Below are 17,744 nucleotides of genomic sequence, written 5' to 3'. Positions count from 1 at the left end.
CGGTCCGCTCGGGGCGTGCTCAGGCGGTCGGTGCGAGGGCCTCGGGGCCCAGGGGGAGGGTCGCGACGACGACGAAGCCGCCGTCGTGGGTCGGCTCCGCGCTGAGCTCGCCACCGAGCATCGCGGCGCGTTCCCGCATGCCGACCAGGCCATGGCCGCCGCCCGCGCGTACGACTCGGTCCGGCTCGTTCCCCGGCCCGTTGTGCACCCGCAGCCGCAGCGCGTCCGGTTCATACGCGATGTCCACGCGCACCGCCGCGCCCGGGGCGTGCCGCATCGCGTTGCTCAGCGACTCCTGCAGGATCCGGTAGGCCGACAGCCCGACACCACCGGGCAGGACCGGCGGCTCCCCGGTCACGGACGTCTCGACGCTCAGCCCGCCGGCGCGGGCGGAGGCGACGACCTCCTCCAGGCGTTCGAGGCCCGGCTGCGGCGCGGTCTGCGCCGATGGGTCGGTACGCAGCACGCCGAGGATCCGGCGCAGCTCGGTGAGCCCTTCGAGGGCGCTGGCGCGGATGTCTGCGAAGCTCTCGGCCAGCTCCGGCGGCGGGTCGGCGACCTTGTACGGCGCGGCCTCCGCCTGGATGGCGATCACCGACATGTGGTGGGCGACGACGTCGTGCAGCTCCCGCGCGATCCGCTGCCGCTCCTGGAGCACGGCGGTCTCCGCCTCGTGCCGGGCCTCCTGCTCGGCGAGTTCCTGCTTGGTCGTACGCCGGAGCCGCACCGCGTGGCCGAGGAGGAGCGGCACGGCGCACAGCAGCGCGAACGCCTTGGTCGGCGGGTCGAGGATGACGCATCCGAGCGTCGAGACCACCATGGCGCCGATGGTCACCGTACGTTCGCAGCGCACCGCCAGGGAGTACAGGCACAGCAGGTAGACGATGCCGAACGTCGGCACGTACGGCGTGCCGAGGGTCGAGCGCGGGCTGACCACGATCGACGAGATCACCATCACCAGTGCGGACAGCCGCCAGGCGACCAGCGGGCGGCTGCGGCGCAGTAGCAGTGGGGCGACACCACCGCAGGCGGCCAGCAGCAGGAGAGTGCGAGAGAACGGGCCACCGAGGTCGGGATGCGGTGTGTCCATCTGCGAGTACCCGGCCAAGGCGAGGATCGACGCCAGGAGGGGGTCTCCCGCGCTCCGGAGGTCGATCGAGCCGAACCGTGTCCGGCGGCGGCGTCTGGGCCATGGAGGGTCGGTGTGTCCTCCGACGACAACGGCGAGCATCGGGCGCAGGGACTCGCGGAGCCCTCCCTGCCGTCCATCGGTCATGGGCCGAGCGTACGGGGCAGGGAAGGCCCGCCTCGTACCTCTCTAGACCGATTCGCGGATGATACCCAGGTATGGGGTGGCCGCCGCGGAGCGGGTAGGAGTCGGGCATGGAGCCGATCGAGGCGTTGAAGCGCATCGCGTTCCTGCTGGAGCGGTCGCACGAGGCGACCTACCGCGTGCGGGCGTTCCGGCGGGCCGCGGAGACCGTCGAGCGGACCTCCGCCGACGAGCTGACCGCCCGCGCGCGGGCTGGAACCCTGGAGGCGCTGCCCGGCGTCGGCAAGGTCACGGCGCTGGTCGTCGAGGAGGCGCTGCGCGGAGAGACGCCCACCTACCTGCGCCGTCTGGAGGCCACCGAGGGAACCCCGATCGACGAGGCGGCCGCCGCCCTGCGCGCGGCGCTCCGCGGCGACCTGCACACGCACTCGGACTGGTCCGACGGGGGCTCGCCGATCGAGGAGATGGCCGAGGCGGCGATCGGCATCGGCCACGACTACATCGCGCTCACCGACCACTCCCCGCGCCTGAAGGTCGCGAACGGGCTGTCCCCGGACCGCCTGCGCGAGCAGCTGAAGATCGTGGCCGCGCTGAACGAGCGGCTCGCGCCGTTCCGCGTCCTCACCGGCATCGAGGTCGACATCCTCGACGACGGGTCGCTCGACCAGGATCCGGCGCTGCTGGCCGAGCTGGACGTCGTGGTGGCGAGCGTCCATTCCAAGCTGCGGATGCCGGGCCCGGACATGACGCGCCGGATGCTCGCCGCCGTCGCGAACCCCTGGGTCAACGTGCTCGGGCACTGCACCGGGCGGATCGTGCGGGGCGGCGGACGGCGCGGGAACAAACGGCCGGAGTCGGAGTTCGATGCCGAGCGCGTGTTCGCCGCGTGCGCCGCGAACGACACCGCCGTGGAGATCAACAGCAGGCCGGAGCGTCTCGACCCGCCGAAGCGCCTGCTGCGCCTGGCGGTGGAGGCGGGGTGCCGGTTCTCGATCGACTCCGACGCGCACGCGCCCGGTCAGCTCGACTGGCAGCCGTACGGGTGCGAGCGGGCCGCCCGCTGCGGCGTCGGCCCGGAGCGGATCGTGAACACCCTGACCGCGGACGACCTCCTCGCCTGGGCCGGTAGGTGACGTCCTCGCCGGCGACGGGGGTCGACATCGCCCGGCAACATGCCTGAAACGTTGCTATGGCAGCCTTTTCGTCCAGGAGGTGAGCGGTATGCCGCTTTTGCGGGTGCGACTCAGGCTGCCGGACCGTCCCGGCTCGCTCGGCACGGTCGCTCGGACGCTGGGCGCCGCGGGCGCCGACATCGTGCAGGTCGTCGTGTTGGAACGTTCCGGAGGACGGGCGGTGGACGACATCACCGTCTCGTGGCCCCAAGGCGCGTCCCTCGACGTCCTCTGCGACGCCCTGGCCTCGGTCCGCGGCGTCGAGATCGACGGCGTCTGGCAGACCCACGAGGCGCCCGGCGTCTTCTCCGACGTGGAGGTCGTCGGCCAGATCGCCGCCAACCCGCCGAACGGGGTCATCGCCCTCGTCGAGGCGGTCCCCAAGATCTTCGGCGGCGACTGGGCCGCGATGCTGGGCCGGGACGGGATCGTCGTCCACGCGAGCTGGCAGGCCCCCGATCCGCTCACGCTCCCGGTCATCCCCGCGTCCGGCGCCCGCGCGTTCACGGGCGAGGACGGGATCCGCTACGCCTCCGTCCCGGTCGGCCGGTCCCGGCAGACGCTGCTGCTCGCGCGCGTGGCCGCCCCGCCGTTCCACCGCACCGAGCTCGAACGGCTCATCCAGCTCGCCACCGCGGCCGAGGCGGTCCTCGGCGTGGGGACGTCGGTGTGACGGACGGCCGGTGCCGTGACGCGAGCCGCGCCGTGACACCCTGAACGGGTGGTCGGGGAACAGGAACAGCAGGAGAGCCGCCTCACCGTCGTCCTCGCGCTCGCCGCGAACTTCGGCATCGCGCTCGCCAAGACGGTCGCCGCGGTGATCACCGGATCGGCGTCGATGGCCTCGGAGGCGGGGCACTCCTTCGCCGACACCGCCAACGAGGTCCTGCTGCTCACCGCGTTGCGCCGCAGCAGGCGCCCCGCGGACCGGCGGCACCCGTTCGGCCACGGCACCGAGCGCTACATCTGGTCGCTCCTCGTCGCCGTGTGCATCTTCGGCATGGGCGCGCTGTTCGCCTTCGTCCAGGGAGCGCAGGCGATCCTGAGCGGGGAGACCGAGCGCAAAAGCGCGCTCGTCGGCTACCTCGTGCTGGCCGTGTCGGCGGTGCTGGAATCCGTCTCGTGGCGGCAGGCGTTCCGGCAGACCCGCCAGGAGGCCCGCGCGGACGGGCAGTCGATCCTCGCGTTCCTGCGCAGCACCGACGACCCGACCACCAAGTCGGTGCTCTTCGAGGACTCGGCGGCGCTGATCGGCCTGGCCCTCGCCGCCGCCGGCCTCGGCCTGCACCAGGCGACCGGCTCCGCGGTCTGGGACGGCGTTGCCTCGCTGCTCATCGGGGTCGTGCTGACGATCGCGGCGTTCCTCCTCGGCCGCACCAACCTTGACCTGCTCATCGGCCGGCAGGCCCAGCCGAGGATCCTGGAGGGCGTCAAGCGCGTCGTCACCGCCGCGCCGGAGGTCGAGGCGCTGGTCGACCTGATGACCATGACCGTCGGCACCGGCGAGGTGCTCGTCTGCGCCCGGCTGGACTTCCGCGACGACCTGGGCGCCGCCGACGTCGAACGCGCCTGCGTACGCCTCAGCGAGGAGCTCCGCGCGAACCACCCGGAGGTCTACGAGGTCTTCCTGGAGCCGGTGCCGCGAGACGACCCCGGCCTGCGCCGTCGCGTGATCGAACGGTACGGCCGCCCGCCGTACCACTGGGCGGCGGGCGAACGATGACCGGGCGGTGACCGCGGGGGAGAGTCTCAGCCGAGCTGGACGCCGAAGAACAGCGCGACCAGCGCGCCGAGCGCCCCGAGGGCGCCCCAGATCGCCAGCCCCCGCTTGGTGGTGGCCCGCATGTGCAGGAACGCCGCCACTCCGGACAGCAGCACGAAGACCATCTTGACGTTCAGCGTCATCCGGTAGGCGTCGCTCGGGTGGTCGAGAGCGACGATGTTCCAGACCCCCGTGAGGACGAGCACCGCGAACGCGGGCCACGCCACCACGTTGAACCGGCGCGCCGCGACCTTGGTCACCCCCTCGTATCCGCGCAGGGCGGGAACCAGCGCGCCCAGGGTCAGCTGGCCGCCGACCCAGACGGTCGCCGCCAGAACATGCAGGAACACCCGGACCGTGTCCATCGATACCGCGAGCAACGTCCTTCACCTCTCTCTCGGGGAACGGTTCAGATCATTCCGGTACGCCCGGGCGAGCCCGCACCGGGGCCGCCATTGCGCCGATGACGCGCCGGCCCGTGAGACCTTGGCGTTAGCGTGACCGAACCGGCGCGTCACCTTGAATCAGGCGATTGATGATCTACGGTCGGTTTCGTGACCCGTACGGACCGCTTGCTCGCCCTGGTGGAGGAGCTGCGTGCGGGCGCCCCCCGGCCCTGTGCCACCGGCGAGCTGGCCGCCCTCCTCGGGGTCGGCGAGCGGACCATCGAGCGGGACCTCGAGGACCTGCGCGAGGCCGGCGTCCCCATCAAGGCCGACGGGGCCGGCTGGTTCCTGGACACCGCCGGGACCCTGCCACCGATCGTCCTGTCTCCGGTCGAGGCCGTGGCCCTGGCCACCGCCGTCGGCCGCGACGGCGCGTCGCCCTTCGCCTCCTCCGGGCGTACCGCCCTGCTCAAGGTCATCGGAGCGATGGCCGCGGCGGACAGCCCCGAGGACCGGCGGCTCGCCGAGCGGATCCGCGCGCTCCTCCTCGCCGACGGCGCCCAGGAGGTCCCCGCCGCGGCGGTCGTCGAGGAGGCGGTCGCCACCCGCAGGGTCGTACGGTTCGCCTACGCCGGCCGCGACGGCACGCGCACCGAACGCGAGGTCGAGCCGGTCGCCTTCGTCACCGGCGCCCGGGACTGGCACCTCATCGGCTGGTGCCGGCTCCGCGACGCGCCCCGGATCTTCCGGATCGACCGCATCCGGGAGGCCGCGCTGCTGGAGGAGATCGCGCCGCCCCGCGACTACTCCCGCGCGACCCCCAACGTCACCGACCTCCTGGCCGCCGCCCTCCGCGTCGACTGACCGGAGCCGCGGATCGGCCGCCGGCCGCGCCGGCTCAGCCGGTGAAGTGCGGCTGGGCCTTCACCGGTGTCGCCGGGGAGGCCTCGGCCGCCGGCGAGGCCGTGGTCTCCGGGCTCGGCGTCGTCTCACTCGCCGACGGCTCCGGGTCCGCCGAGGACGAGGGGTCCGGCTCCGGAGCGGAATCCGTGGGCGTCGGCGTGGGGGTCGGGCAGTCCTTGCCGGTGAGGTGGCCGTCCACCTTGGCGTACCGGCTGTCCTCCACCATCTTCTCGCAGTACGTCTGGTACACCCACCGCCACGGGTCGATGTCGCTCGTGGTGGCGTCGGCGTCCGCCGGGAAGTAGTGCAACGGCCACTTCGCGGTCGCGGGAGCGCCGGTGCCCGTGTACTGCTCCGCGTCGCCGCACTGCGGTCCGGTCGTGCTCGTCACCGTGTAGTCGCCGTCACCGTCGAACGACCCCGTCACCTTCAGCTGGATCGGGTCGCCGCTGTCGGACGTGGTCCCGGGGATCGTCGTGAAGTGTCCCTCATCGTGGATGTGGACCTTCCACGTCCCGTCGGTGTCCCCGGGGGCGAACGTCGTCGTCCGCGTGAAGTCGTCGAGCGCCCACGCGGGCGAGGCGTTCTCAGGGTGGTCCACGAACGTGGCGGTGCAGGTCGGCAGCTTGCCGCCGTCTCCTGCGTACGCGACGGCGGGCACGGCGGCGACCGCTGCGGACACGGCCGTGGCGGCGAGAAGCTTCTTCACAAGAACTACGACGCTCCGAGACCGCGAAAAGATCACGCCATGTCCACTTCCGGACAGTTCTGACTTCAAGTCAGACGTTCCGTGGGCCCCATCGACCGTACGCCGGCTGGCGAAGCCACCGTGCGAGGCGGCGGAACAGGGGTGAGGAGACGTCGTCGACGATCTCGGTGATGACGGCGTCGGGGATTTCGTCGAGAACTGTGCGCCTGTAACGAATCCATGCCGGCCTCGTTGACCCAGTGAGTTCATCCATGTCGTGGACCGGGACGACGCCGATCTGCCGATCGTCGAGGGGAGTGACTGAGCAGTCGTGTGCTGCTTGGCGGACATGGCGGCAGGAGGCCGCCGCGGAACTGGCTGGGTCAGTCCGCCCAGATGACGCGGTGCACGATGAGGGCCCCTATCTCCTCCCGCGGCTGGAACTCGACGATCCCGAAGTCACCGAACGGCGCGCGCAGGCGGCGAGGATCATCGGATGGTGCAACGAGGTCCGGATGGCGGGGCTCCTCCATCAAGACCAGCAGCGTCTCGATGAGCTCCTTCTTGGTTGCTTCCGGGAGGCCGTGGAGCTGCTCGTCTGAAGGAGGGACTAACTCGACGCGGAGGGCCACGGCAACTAACGGTAACGGTGCCTTCGCTCTTCGGCGACGCGTTCCGCCCGGTCAGGGATGACAACATCGAGCGGCACGGTTTGGACGGTGCCGTTCCGGACGCCTTCGACCTCGGCTGCGAGGTCCTCGTAGTAGTTCGGGTTCTCTTTGAGTGCCTTGTTCAGCGCGCGGGCCGTGATCGACCAGTGACGGAGAACGGCCTGGAGGCGCTTGTATCCGGCCGGGTCATGCGCCGCGTCGACCGCCTCGTGGTACTGCTTCAGGAAAAGGGGGTGCTCGCGCCGCGGCAGGTCGCCGAGAATGACCTGTGGGTCGTGCGGGTCCTCGTACTGCTCCACCGGCTGGGCCGTCATGCGATTGAGTCTAGGTTCATTCCGTGGAGTTCGGCAGATGGTTGGTCAGGCGCGTCACGCCCGAACCCGCGCGATCATGCTCACCGAGGATCAGCACATCCGCATGGTGACCGCCACGGCCAGACTCCTTCACGCGCTGGCCCTACATCGCGGCGGCCGATCCCGATCATCGCCCCTGGGCGTGCGCCTTGACGTCGCGATTGACGTGCTGGAACCGGCGAATCGGTCGTCGATCCGTCAACGGCGACGGCGCGCTGACCACGGCGGCGGCGAAGCAAGCGCGCGAGGCCGGGCGCGGGCCGGCCGGGTCAGCCCGTCGCGCGGCCGCGGATCAGGGGCAGGTAGACCTCGTCGACGATCTCGGTGATGACGGTGTCGGGGATTCTGCTGAGCCCTTGGGTGACGTACTCGTTCCGCAGCAGGGTGAGCGCCACCGTGGCGACCCTGGGGTGCAGTGCCTTGGGCGGCGCCTCGCCGCGGGCGACCGCGCGACCGAGCACGGTCAGCCAGGTGGCGGACCCGCCGTCGCCGACCTGGCTCTGCAGCTCCGCGAGCAGCTCCGGCTCGTCACCGACACCGGCGAGCAGGCTTCGGAGGATCTCGCCCGTGGGTGATGCCTGGTCGCAGTTGATGCGGCGGAGCAGCGCCAGGACGTCGCCGCGCAGCGTGCCGGTGTCGGGTGGCTGCGTCTGTGCCTTGACCAGCCGGCTGTAGGCGGCGACGCCGAGCGCCGCGCGGTTCGGCCACCGGCGGTAGATGGCGTTCTTGTTCGTGCCGGCCCGCTTGGCCACGCGGTCCATCGTCAGCCCCGGGTAGCCGGACTCGAGGAGCTCGTCGGCCGCGGCGCGCAGGATCGCCTCCTCCAGCACGGCCCCACGCCGCCTCGATGGGCCGGGGGAGCCCGGAACCGTCTGCTCGCCGCTCATGCTCTCCTCGGCAGGCTCGATACCGCTCGTACCTTATCGTGCTTCGTCGCCGCCTGCTACGTTGCGAACTTAGGGTACGTTTCGTACCTTAGCGAGAGGCGGCCGACCGGCCGCGAGACGAGAAGGGGGCGCTGGCAATGCGTCGGTACGGCATCGGGTACGACACGGGCTTCATCAACCTCGGAGTGAGCACCCGTCAGGTGCTCGACCCGGAGGTGGTCCGCCGCGAGATGCGCGTCATCCGGGAGGACCTGCACTGCGACGCCGTGCGCGTCACCGGGAGCGACCCGGAGCGGCTGGAGCTCGCCGCCACCCTCGCCGCGGAGGCGGGCCTGGAGGTCTGGTTCTCGCCCTTCACCTGCGACCTGAGCACGGACGAGCTGCTGGACGTCCTGGCCGACTGCGCCGAGCGGGCCGAGCGGCTGCGCCGGGGCGGCGCCGAGATCGTGCTCGTCACCGGCGCGGAGCTGAGCCTGTTCACGAAGGGCTTCCTGCCCGGCGACGTCTGCATGGACCGCATCGACGCCCTGCTCACGCGGCCCGATCGGGAGGCCCTGGCGGCGCTGCCCGGCCGCATGAACGACTTCCTCGCCAAGGCGGTGGACGTCGTCCGCCGCCGGTTCACCGGGAAGATCACGTATGCGTCCGTCCATCTCGAGGGGGTCGACTGGACGCCCTTCGACTTCGTCTCGATCGACTCCTACCGGACGAAGGAGATCGCGGCCGGGTTCGCCGAGGGCGTCCGCGCGCTCGTCGAGGCGGGCAAGCCGGTGGCGATCACCGAGTTCGGCGCCCCCACCTACCGGGGCGCGGCCGACCGGTCCTCCATCGCCTGGGACGTCATCGAGTGGGAGGGCGCCACACCGATCCGGCTGAACGGCGACTACGTGCGCGATGAGGCCGAACAGGCGGCCCATCTGCGTGAACTACTGGAGATCTTCGACGCCGAGGGTGTGGACAGTGCCTTCGTTCACACCTTCGCGCAGTACCACCTGCCGCACCGGAGCGGCGATCTCCGGGATGACCTGGACCTGGCCTCGTACGGCGTCGTGAAGGTGATCGAGGACGGCGACGGCCGGACCCTCACGGGCCTGCCGTGGGAGCCGAAGGCGGCGTTCTCCGCGCTCGCCGACCACTACGGGAGGAGGACGGCCGGGCGCGCGGAGAACTCCCGTTGAGCAGCACCTGTCACGCCGGAGCGGACGGGCCGCCGCCGGCACGTCGACTACGGCCGGAGAGGTCCGTTGCCGAGCGAGGCGAGCGCCTGTGCTCGCTCGATGATGAGCGAGCGCTTGCGCTGCCTCCTGCGGGCGTCGGTGTGGAACTCCTGAGCGGTGGTCTGGTGCGGGTGCCGGCGGTAGAGCATGCTCGGCTCGCCGATGAAGTACCCGTCGGCCACGGCGTTCGCGGCGATGACCAGCCCGGTGTCCTCGGAGGTGTCGAGCGCCATCCACCCGCCGAGCGCGAGCAGGAGGCGACGCCGCATGCAGAGGGTGCCCGGCACCAGCGGGAGGATCCACCCCTGCTCCTCCCAGGTGCGAAGGACCGCACCACGCTCGATGACGCCCTCCGGAAGGTCGTTCGCCTCGTGGCCTCTCGTCGATCCGTCGGGGAGGAGGTCGAGGGCGCGCGACGCGGTCCAGTCGATCTCCGGTGCGCCCGCCAGCAGTTCGATGTCCCGGAAGAGCGCGCCGGGAAGCAGGCGGTCGTCGGAGTCGAGGTTGCGGATGAGTTCTCCGGCGGCGCGGGCCAACGCGGTCGTACGGGTCACCGCCGGCCCACTGGCCCGAACGGTGCCGAAACTGATGCGCGGGTCCTCGGGAAGCGCCGACTCGACCAGCCCGCTGTCGCCGTCCTCCTGGACGACCCACTGCCAATCCCAGCCGGCCGGAAGCACCTGGGCTCGTATCGATTCGTACGCCTCACGCAAGAATGGCGCATTCTGCGGATGCACCGGAGTGACCACGGTGATGATGCGCGTCATCGCTTCCACGGCTCCAACGGTCGGACGTCATGCGAACGGCGCCTGACCTGTGATCGCAGGTCAGACGCCGTTTTCGAATGATCGCCGAGGTGGGCACAGCTGGATTCGAACCAGCGACTCCTGGTTTGTAAGACCAGTGCTCTAACCACTGAGCTATGCGCCCGCTGCCGGGAAGGACCCGGCGCGCCACAGCCTACCGGGATCTTCCCCCTGCTCGCGAAACGGAATCAGGCCGCGGGGCTCCAGGGGCCGTAGATGCCGGCGGGGCCGCGCGAGGAGACGTACAGGCGGCCGTCCTCGGCCAGCGCCAGAGCGTACACCCGGCCGGTCCCGTCGGTGGCGACCATGGGGACGCCGATCGCCGGAAGGGGCAGGGCGGGCGGCGGGACGCGGCTGCCGGTCGGTACCGGGGCCTCGCCGGTCTCGTGGAACACCGCCCGCAGCGGGGTCGCGGGGCCGCTCCACGCGCGGCCGGTCTCCTTGGCCTGGCGGATCGCCGTCGAATCGGCCTCCTCGTACACGAGGGTCGGGTTGCCGCCGGCGTCGCGGGTCGCGGTGACGGGGCCGTTCGGCCGTACGCCAGGGACCGCGCCCGCGTACGCGAACGAGCAGCCCTGGCCCTGCCGCCACTGCAGCACCTGGGTGCGGGTCGGGGCGAACAGCTCGATTCCGGCGCTGCCGCCGACGGCGTCCATGCCGTCCTGGACGTCCCGGGCGGGCGGGATCACCCGGGGACGTTTGCGGGCGGGCGCCCGGGTGGCCTTCTTCCCCGGCGACGGGGTGGTGGTCGGCCGAGGGGAGGCGGTGCCGCGCGGCGTCGTGCGCGGGGTCGCCGGCGTGGTGCTCGGGGTCGGGGTGCCGCTCTTGCGGGGCAGGGGCAGCGGCAGAGGCGGCAGGGCGGGCGGTCGTGCCGACGGCGTGGCGCTCGGGGTGGGGGTCGTGCTCGGGGTGGGCGACACCGACGGGGTACGGCTCGGGGCGGTCGGCCGGGGCCTGGGGGAGGAGGGTTTCGCGGCGCGCCGGTGAGCGGTCTTTGGAGCGGGGACGCGCAGCTGCCGCCACGGGGTCCACGAGCCGTCGGTGGCCTGACACTTCACGCTGACGCCGCCCTTGGCGTCGCGGACGAACACGGCGGGGCGGCCGGTGCGGCCGGGCACGGCGAGGGGGGTGCCCGTCGCGGGGCCGAGGTCGGTCCAGGTCGCCGTCCATCGCCCGCCGGCGTAGCGGGGGCGGGCGGCGACGAGATCGCCGCCGCGGCGGGCGAAGACCTGGCCGCCGGCGGTGGTGAGGGAGGGCGCGAGGCCGCTGCCGCCGAGTGACGCCGGGCCGGACCAGCCGGTGGGCGTCTGCCACCACGTGTACAGCCGGCCGGACAGGACGGCGAATGCCTGGAGCCGTCCGCCTGCGGCGCGGGTCGTCCAGGAGGCTCCCCGGGGCCACCGGTAGCGCATGCGGAGCTGCCAGGAGGCGAAGTTCCGGGCCTCGGGGTTGATCCGGTAGTCGTTGGCGCGGTAGTCGGCGAAGACGCGCTGCTTGGCGGCCGACTCGGTCCGGCGGAGGTTGACCGGCGTGTCGCCGAGGTTGTAGTCGCGGTAGTCGACCTGGGCCACGGGCCGGCCGTACGCGGCGACCGCCTCGGTCGCGAACTGGGCCGTCGCCCTGTGGTCGGTGTGGTCAGTGGTGTAGCGCCGGTCGGGAGAGGGGTCCTGCGTCCGTACGACCGTGGGGCGGTAGAGCGTGAACAGGGTCACGAGGGCGCGGACGACGTCGGCGTGGGTGTAGCAGTGGGCGTACGGCGACAGCGGCGGCGTCACGGTCGGCGAGCACTTGGCCGAGCGGCGGTCCGCCCGCAGCTGCGCGATCGCCCGCCTGCCGACGTGGACGCGCGGGTCACGGCCGTCGGGAAGGCTGAGGAACGCCAGGTGGATGTTCGGGCGCGCCGTCAGCGTGTGAACTTCGATGTTCACCCGCCCGGAACGGACGGTCTCGACCCGCCAGCCGTCGGTGACCCCGGCCATGGCGGCGTACGCCGAGTGCAGTCCCTGGCGGCGTTGCGCGACATAGGCGAGGGGGTCGTGGGCGTCCCCCATCCCGGCGTGGCCTTCGCCGGCGCTGAGCACGACCGTCGTGACGGCTTCCCCGCGCCGGATGTCGTTGGCCAGGTCCGGCGACATGAACAGCAGGTCGTCGTCGGGGTGGGCGACGACCTGGACGAATCCGGCCTGGACCGGGAGGGCCTGCTGCCCGGCGGCCCGTGCCGGGCCGGTGAGTCCGAGAAGTCCGGCACATGTCGCCGCGGCCGCCAGGCCGGCGATCGTCCGCGCAGGGCGTCCCGCCACGCTCGCTCCCCTTCAGCCCTGCGAGCGCCCGTCGCAGGAGCGTGAAGGATCATGTCACACCGTGGGTTGACATTCCGTTAATTGGGGAGCATTAGGGTCTTGGTCACATTCCGCCGGAATTGGTCGGCTCAGGTGGCGAGGCCGTCGCCGCCCAGCACGCGGCTGAGCGCGGCGGCGACCTCCTCCGACAACCCCGAACCGTCGGAGGGCGCCGGTGGCTCGGCCATCCGCTCGGTGGCCCGTACGCGCCCGCAGGTACGGCATTCGACCTCGCCGAGACGGCACACCAGCGCGGTGGCCCCGCAGGACGTGCAGTGATCGAGGTCCGCGGTCCAGTCCCGGCCGTGCTGGCAGTCGGGGCAGACCAGCACCTGCCGGTCCGAACGGACGCCACGCCGCCAGGGACTGGGGCCGTGGTCCGGGTCCGTCTGCCGGGCCCCGCAGCGGTAGCAGGGCATGGCGCCTCCGGTGGGATCCGGGACCGGGCCCGCGCGGGCCCGGCCACAGGAACTAGGAGATGTCGGCGAGCGCCTTGCGGTACTCGTCGAGGTCACGGGCGTCGGGGATGGCGTTCTCCACCTTCCACCGCACGACACCGGACTTGTCGATGATGTAGGTGCCGCGTGTCGCGACGCCCCTGTCCTCGTCGAAGATCCCGTAGGACCTCGCCACCGCGCCGTGCGGCCAGAAGTCCGACAGCAGCGGGAACTCGTAGCCCTCCTGGTCGGCCCACGCCCGGTGCGAGAACATCGAGTCCACCGAGACCGCCAGGACCTGCACGTCGTCGCCGCCCAGCGTGGGCAGCTCGTCGCGGATCGCGCACAGCTCGCCCGTGCACACGCCGCTGAACGCCAGCGGGTAGAAGACCAGGACGACGGTCTTCTTCCCCCGGAAGTCCGACAGGCGCACGGGAGCGCCGTGCTGGTCCTTCAGCTCGAAGTCCGGTGCGGCGTCGCCGACCTCAACCGTCATGGGTAGCACCCTTCCTCACCGAGTCTGGCCGTACGTCAGTCTGCCACCCGTCGTTCCGACGGATCGAGAGAGCCCCCGGGGCCGGCACGTCTCACATGCCGGTCAGTCCCCTCCTCGTACGGTCCGCGCCTCGGCGGTGAAGGTCAACGCCGCGCCTTGGGCGTCACCAGGCGCGTGCCCGACCACTCACGGGCCGCGCTGATGCTGCTCGTCTGCGACAGCCCGGCCGTCTGGGCGGCCTCCAGGATGTCGCTCGGCTCGACGTGGCCCTCGCGCCCCGCCTTCGGCGTGAGCAGCCAGATGTGGCCGCCGTCCGCCAGTGCGGTGAGTGCGTCGGACAAGGCGTCGAACAGATCGCCGTCGTCCTCACGCCACCAGAGCAGCACGACGTCGACGACCTCGTCGTATTCCTCGTCGACCAGCTCGTTACCCGAGACCGACTCGATGGAGCTGCGCAGCTCCTCGTCGGTGTCGGCGTCGTAGCCGATCTCCTGCACCACCTGGTTCGGCTTGATGCCGAGCCGTTCGGCCAGGCTGCTCTGCGCCTGACCCGCGGTCGCGCTCACGAACGTCCTCCCTGTGTTGTGGGCCGCGATTGTCAAACATGCCCATGTTGTTTACCGCCCGCCCCTCCGGGTGCGGCATTGCCGGACAGTTCACACGGCGGACCACCCCGTGCGCAAGTGTCTGACCCGCAAGTGAGCGAACCCGGCCACTTCTCTCAACTCCCGCTGATGAAGCTGAGTCGCACCTTGCGCACGACATTGTCCACGTTGAGGTCGACCACAGCCACCGATTGCCAGGTGCCGAGCGCGGGTTTCCCGTCGATCACGGGGATCGTGGCGTACGGCGCGATGAACGCCGGCATCACGTGAGAGCGACCGTGGCCACGGGATCCGTGCGCGTGTTCCCACCGGTCGTCGGCCGGCAGCAATTCGCCCAACGCGGACAAGAGATCCTGATCGCTGCCGGAGCCGAGCTCTATGAGTGCGATGCCGGCGGTCGCGTGCGGAACGAAGAGGTTGAGCAAACCATCCGACGCCCCGATGTCGCGCAGGAATCTGAGGCATTCGCCCGTGATGTCGTGCACGGCCTCCTTGCTCCCGGTGGCCACGGTAATCACTTTGCTCATCATGCGTACATGTCTACTCTTCCGGTTCGACCACGGCATCCGGCCCCGGGTAGACCAGGCCCGTGTGCCCATCGTCGAAGCGGACGAGGTACGGCGGTCCTCCGGAGATGCCGCGTACCTCAATGATCTTTCCGGTCCGGTCGGCCTGCCCGACGGTGTTCCCGTGGACGTGCAACCGGTCACCAACGGCCGCTTCCATCCTCGTTTCACCTCCCGACCGCGGGTATCCCCTGAGCGGTGGCTCTCCACACAGCCTCGTACGCTCCGAGGCCGATGGGAAGCCGTACCGACCGGTTACCGGGTGGTAGAGATGCGTTAACGGTTCCGACGTACGACGATGGTCGGGACAACAACGATCCATCACCTGACCTGGGTGGGCACGAAGCGAAGGGGAACCCGTGGCTTCCGGACGCCAGCGCTTTTCGATCATCAGCGACGGCCTCCCCAGTCAGCTTCCGGACATCGACCCCGATGAGACCCGGGAGTGGCTGGAGTCGCTCGACACGGTCATCAAGACCGAGGGCCGCTCGCGCGCCCGCTACCTCATGCTGCGGCTCCTGGAACGGGCCCGCGAGCAGCAGGTCGGCGTGCCCGGCCTGCGCAGCACGGACTACATCAACACCATCCCGCCGGAGCGCGAGCCCTGGTTCCCCGGCGACGAGTACGTCGAGCGCCGCATCCGCGCCTATATCCGGTGGAACGCCGCGATCATGGTCTCGCGGGCGAACCGCCCCGAACTGTCGGTCGGCGGCCACATCGCGACCTACGCCTCCGCCGCGTCGCTGTACGAGGTCGGGTTCAACCACTTCTTCCGCGGCAAGGACCACGGCGAGTCCGGCGACCAGGTCTTCATCCAGGGCCACGCCGCGCCCGGCATCTACGCCCGCGCGTTCCTCGAGGGCCGGCTGCCCCAGGACAAGCTCGACGGGTTCCGCCAGGAGATCTCCCACCCGGGCGGCGGGCTGTCGTCCTACCCGCACCCGCGGCTGATGCCGGACTTCTGGGAGTTCCCCACGGTGTCCATGGGCCTCACCGCGATCAACTCGATCTACCAGGCCCGGTTCAACCGCTACCTCTACAACCGGAAGATCAAGGACACCTCCCGGTCGCACGTGTGGGCGTTCCTCGGCGACGGCGAGATGGGCGAGCCGGAGTCGCTCGGCGCGATCGGCCTCGCCGCCCGCGAGGAGCTCGACAACCTCACCTTCGTCATCAACTGCAACCTGCAGCAGCTCGACGGGCCGGTCCGCGGCAACGGCAAGATCATCCAGGAACTGGAGTCGTACTTCCGCGGCGCCGGCTGGAACGTCATCAAGGTCATCTGGGGCCGCGACTGGGACCCGCTGCTCGCCCAGGACGTCGACGGCGTGCTCGTCAACAAGATGAACACCACCCCCGACGGCCAGTTCCAGACCTACACCGTCGAGACCGGCGAGTACATCCGCGAGCACTTCTTCGGCGACGACCCGCGGCTGCGCAAGATGGTCGAGCACATGTCCGACGACGACATCCGCAAGCTGTCGCGCGGCGGACACGACTATCGCAAGTTGTACGCCGCGTTCAAGGCCGCCCGCGAGCACGTCGGCCAGCCCACCGTCATCCTCACCCACACGATCAAGGGGTGGACGCTCGGGCCGGACTTCGAGGCGCGCAACGCCACGCACCAGATGAAGAAGCTCACCAAGGCCGAGCTGAAGGAGTTCCGCGACCGGCTCTACCTCGACATCCCCGACTCGGCCCTCGAGGCGGACCTGCCGCCGTACTACCACCCGGGCGAGAACTCCGACGAGGTGCAGTACATGCGCGAGCGGCGCATGGCCCTCGGCGGCTACCTGCCCAAGCGGCTCAACCGGGCGAAGGCCCTCAAGCTGCCCGGGGACCCCGTCTACGCCGAGCTGAAGAAGGGCTCCGGCAAGCAGAACGTCGCCACGACGATGGCGTTCGTCCGGCTGCTCAAGGACCTGATCAAGGACGAGAACATCGGCGCCCGGTTCGTGCCGATCGCCCCGGACGAGTACCGCACGTTCGGCATGGACTCGCTCTTCCCCTCGGCGAAGATCTACTCGCCGCACGGGCAGACGTACGAGGCCGTCGACCGCAAGCTGCTGCTGTCCTACAAGGAGTCCGAGCAGGGCCAGATGCTGCACGAGGGCATCAGCGAGGCGGGCGCCGTCGGCTCCGCCATCGCGGCCGGCACGGCGTACGCCACGCACGGCGTGCACATGATCCCCGTCTACATCTTCTACTCGATGTTCGGGTTCCAGCGCACCGGTGACAGCATCTGGGCGATGGGCGACCAGATGAGCCGCGGCTTCCTGCTCGGCGCCACCGCCGGCCGCACCACCCTCACCGGCGAGGGCCTGCAGCACAACGACGGCCACTCGCCGTTGCTCGCCGCGACCAACCCGGCGTGCGTCTACTACGACCCGGCCTGGGCGTTCGAGCTGGCCCACATCATCAAGGACGCGCTGCGGCGCATGTACGGCTCCAGTGAGGAGCACCCCGACGGCGAGGACGTCTTCTACTACCTCACCGTCTACAACGAGCCGTACCAGCAGCCCGCCGAGCCCGCCGACCTCGACGTCGGCGGCCTGCTCAAGGGCCTGTACCGCTACGCCGAGGCGCCGCAGGTCGAGGGCGAGGCGCCGGGCGCGCAGATCCTCGCCTCCGGCGTCGGCGTCCGGTGGGCCCTGGAGGCCCAGCGGATGCTCGCCGAGGAGTGGGGCGTCGCCGCCGACGTCTGGTCGGCCACGTCGTGGACGGAGCTGCGCCGTGAGGCCGTCGCCTGCGACGAGTGGAACCTCCTGAACCCCGACGGCGAGCAGCGCGTCCCGTACGTCACCCGCACGCTCGACGGCCAGCCCGGCCCGGTCGTCGCGGTGAGCGACTTCATGCGCGCGGTCCCGGACCAGATCGCGCCGTGGGTGCCGGGCGACTGGTCCTCGCTGGGCACCGACGGATTCGGCTTCTCCGACACCCGCGCCGCCGCCCGCCGCTTCTTCCACGTCGACGCGGCGTCCATCACCCTCGCCGTGCTGACCCGGCTCGCCCGGCGCGGCGAGATCAAGCAGGAGCTCCTGCAGAAGGCCATCGACCGCTACCAGCTCGGCGCGGGCGCCGAGGTCGTCGTCGGCGCCGGGAAGACCCCGCCGGAGAGCGAGACCGGCGGCATGACCGCCGGCTGAGATACCGAGAACCCGGCGGCCGGGGCACCCCACGAGT

Annotated in this window: 19 protein-coding genes and 1 tRNA gene; 6 read left to right on the top strand and 14 right to left on the bottom strand. The window is 71.1% G+C overall.

What is annotated here, in order from left to right; all coding sequences use genetic code 11:
- Positions 1 to 19: 19 nt before the first annotated feature.
- On the bottom strand, positions 20 to 1,276 hold the full coding sequence (locus NE235_RS09175; protein ID WP_252800687.1) for a sensor histidine kinase: 1,257 nt from the start codon (positions 1,274 to 1,276) through the stop codon (positions 20 to 22).
- 107 nt (positions 1,277 to 1,383) lie between these two features.
- On the opposite strand from NE235_RS09175, the gene NE235_RS09170 reads away from it, so the two are divergent.
- The 3 genes from NE235_RS09170 to NE235_RS09160 all read left to right on the top strand — a co-directional run bounded on the left by NE235_RS09170 (position 1,384) and on the right by NE235_RS09160 (position 4,168).
- Positions 1,384 to 2,406 carry a PHP domain-containing protein gene (locus NE235_RS09170; RefSeq protein ID WP_252800685.1) on the top strand — a complete coding sequence of 341 codons (1,023 nt, stop codon included), beginning with the start codon at positions 1,384 to 1,386 and terminating at the stop codon, positions 2,404 to 2,406.
- An 88-nt stretch (positions 2,407 to 2,494) separates the two neighbouring features.
- Positions 2,495 to 3,118, top strand: a complete 624-nt coding sequence (locus NE235_RS09165) for an ACT domain-containing protein (RefSeq protein ID WP_252800683.1) — start codon at positions 2,495 to 2,497, stop codon at positions 3,116 to 3,118.
- A 48-nt stretch (positions 3,119 to 3,166) separates the two neighbouring features.
- On the top strand, positions 3,167 to 4,168 hold the full coding sequence (locus NE235_RS09160) for a cation diffusion facilitator family transporter (protein WP_252800680.1): 1,002 nt from the start codon (positions 3,167 to 3,169) through the stop codon (positions 4,166 to 4,168).
- Between the two features lie 26 nt (positions 4,169 to 4,194).
- Here the strand turns inward: NE235_RS09160 and NE235_RS09155 are convergent, their stop codons facing one another.
- Entirely contained in the window at positions 4,195 to 4,587 is a 393-nt protein-coding gene (locus tag NE235_RS09155; protein WP_252800678.1) for a hypothetical protein, read from the bottom strand.
- A 174-nt stretch (positions 4,588 to 4,761) separates the two neighbouring features.
- Between NE235_RS09155 and NE235_RS09150 the strand changes: the two genes are divergently transcribed.
- Entirely contained in the window at positions 4,762 to 5,457 is a 696-nt protein-coding gene (locus NE235_RS09150) for a helix-turn-helix transcriptional regulator (RefSeq protein WP_252800675.1), read from the top strand.
- Between the two features lie 34 nt (positions 5,458 to 5,491).
- Here the strand turns inward: NE235_RS09150 and NE235_RS09145 are convergent, their stop codons facing one another.
- The 4 genes from NE235_RS09145 to NE235_RS09130 all read right to left on the bottom strand — a co-directional run bounded on the left by NE235_RS09145 (position 5,492) and on the right by NE235_RS09130 (position 8,095).
- Positions 5,492 to 6,205: a hypothetical protein gene (locus NE235_RS09145; protein ID WP_252800673.1), complete on the bottom strand. Its 714-nt coding sequence runs from the start codon at positions 6,203 to 6,205 to the stop codon at positions 5,492 to 5,494.
- A gap of 362 nt (positions 6,206 to 6,567) precedes the next feature.
- Positions 6,568 to 6,816 (bottom strand): hypothetical protein, encoded by a 249-nt coding sequence (locus NE235_RS09140; RefSeq protein WP_252800671.1) that lies wholly within the window; start codon positions 6,814 to 6,816, stop codon positions 6,568 to 6,570.
- Between the two features lie 5 nt (positions 6,817 to 6,821).
- Positions 6,822 to 7,169, bottom strand: coding sequence for a DUF6247 family protein (locus NE235_RS09135; protein ID WP_252800669.1), 348 nt, complete (start codon positions 7,167 to 7,169; stop codon positions 6,822 to 6,824).
- A gap of 308 nt (positions 7,170 to 7,477) precedes the next feature.
- Positions 7,478 to 8,095 (bottom strand): TetR/AcrR family transcriptional regulator, encoded by a 618-nt coding sequence (locus NE235_RS09130; RefSeq protein WP_252800667.1) that lies wholly within the window; start codon positions 8,093 to 8,095, stop codon positions 7,478 to 7,480.
- Between the two features lie 137 nt (positions 8,096 to 8,232).
- On the opposite strand from NE235_RS09130, the gene NE235_RS09125 reads away from it, so the two are divergent.
- The gene (locus NE235_RS09125) at positions 8,233 to 9,273 is read left to right on the top strand and encodes a hypothetical protein (protein ID WP_252800665.1); all 1,041 of its coding nucleotides are present in this window, start codon (positions 8,233 to 8,235) and stop codon (positions 9,271 to 9,273) included.
- A 47-nt stretch (positions 9,274 to 9,320) separates the two neighbouring features.
- On the opposite strand, the gene NE235_RS09120 is transcribed toward NE235_RS09125, so the two are convergent.
- The 8 genes from NE235_RS09120 to NE235_RS09085 all read right to left on the bottom strand — a co-directional run bounded on the left by NE235_RS09120 (position 9,321) and on the right by NE235_RS09085 (position 14,721).
- Positions 9,321 to 10,079: a glycosyltransferase gene (locus tag NE235_RS09120; protein ID WP_252800917.1), complete on the bottom strand. Its 759-nt coding sequence runs from the start codon at positions 10,077 to 10,079 to the stop codon at positions 9,321 to 9,323.
- A gap of 90 nt (positions 10,080 to 10,169) precedes the next feature.
- Positions 10,170 to 10,242, bottom strand: a tRNA-Val gene (locus NE235_RS09115).
- A gap of 64 nt (positions 10,243 to 10,306) precedes the next feature.
- Positions 10,307 to 12,418, bottom strand: coding sequence for a PIG-L family deacetylase (locus NE235_RS09110; RefSeq protein ID WP_252800663.1), 2,112 nt, complete (start codon positions 12,416 to 12,418; stop codon positions 10,307 to 10,309).
- Positions 12,419 to 12,546: 128 nt separating this feature from the next.
- Positions 12,547 to 12,876, bottom strand: a complete 330-nt coding sequence (locus tag NE235_RS09105) for a hypothetical protein (RefSeq protein WP_252800661.1) — start codon at positions 12,874 to 12,876, stop codon at positions 12,547 to 12,549.
- A 52-nt stretch (positions 12,877 to 12,928) separates the two neighbouring features.
- The gene (locus tag NE235_RS09100) at positions 12,929 to 13,390 is read right to left on the bottom strand and encodes a peroxiredoxin (RefSeq protein ID WP_252800660.1); all 462 of its coding nucleotides are present in this window, start codon (positions 13,388 to 13,390) and stop codon (positions 12,929 to 12,931) included.
- A gap of 143 nt (positions 13,391 to 13,533) precedes the next feature.
- Positions 13,534 to 13,956: a DUF3052 domain-containing protein gene (locus tag NE235_RS09095; RefSeq protein WP_252800658.1), complete on the bottom strand. Its 423-nt coding sequence runs from the start codon at positions 13,954 to 13,956 to the stop codon at positions 13,534 to 13,536.
- Positions 13,957 to 14,111: 155 nt separating this feature from the next.
- Positions 14,112 to 14,525 carry a secondary thiamine-phosphate synthase enzyme YjbQ gene (locus tag NE235_RS09090; protein ID WP_252800656.1) on the bottom strand — a complete coding sequence of 138 codons (414 nt, stop codon included), beginning with the start codon at positions 14,523 to 14,525 and terminating at the stop codon, positions 14,112 to 14,114.
- A 10-nt stretch (positions 14,526 to 14,535) separates the two neighbouring features.
- Entirely contained in the window at positions 14,536 to 14,721 is a 186-nt protein-coding gene (locus NE235_RS09085) for a DUF1918 domain-containing protein (RefSeq protein ID WP_252800654.1), read from the bottom strand.
- Positions 14,722 to 14,920: 199 nt separating this feature from the next.
- On the opposite strand from NE235_RS09085, the gene aceE reads away from it, so the two are divergent.
- Positions 14,921 to 17,707: a pyruvate dehydrogenase (acetyl-transferring), homodimeric type gene (aceE, locus tag NE235_RS09080; RefSeq protein ID WP_343884374.1), complete on the top strand. Its 2,787-nt coding sequence runs from the start codon at positions 14,921 to 14,923 to the stop codon at positions 17,705 to 17,707.
- The last annotated feature ends 37 nt before the right edge of the window (positions 17,708 to 17,744 follow it).

Source organism: Actinoallomurus spadix (assembly GCF_024055725.1).
Lineage (GTDB): Bacteria > Actinomycetota > Actinomycetes > Streptosporangiales > Streptosporangiaceae > Actinoallomurus > Actinoallomurus spadix.
Note: the sequence above shows the minus strand (reverse complement) of the source record. Positions and strands in the feature narration are given on the sequence as shown.